General features: G+C 54.3%; 1 tRNA gene. It reads right to left on the bottom strand.

Features of this window, described 5'->3' with window-relative positions:
- Window positions 1-142 precede the first annotated feature (142 nt).
- Window positions 143-218 (bottom strand) — tRNA-Gly (locus ACQRBV_RS27595).
- Between the last annotated feature and the right edge of the window lies 1 nt (window position 219).

Genomic DNA, 219 nt, shown 5'->3' with positions numbered 1-219 from the left:
GTGAAAGGGCGGTGTCCTAGGCCACTAGACGAAGGGGACACGCTACTGAAACACATGGTGTGTATTTCAGTGCCCAGAGGTTAAATCCGAAGATCGTACCCTGGTTTCACTCAATGCCGCCCGAAGGCAACACTGCTTAAATTGGAGCGGGAAACGAGACTCGAACTCGCGACCCCGACCTTGGCAAGGTCGTGCTCTACCAACTGAGCTATTCCCGCA

The organism is Pseudomonas sp. R11F (assembly GCF_050312575.1).
GTDB lineage: Bacteria > Pseudomonadota > Gammaproteobacteria > Pseudomonadales > Pseudomonadaceae > Aquipseudomonas > Aquipseudomonas palleroniana.
The sequence above is the reverse complement of the archived record's forward strand: the minus strand, read 5'-3'. Positions and strand labels throughout refer to the sequence as shown.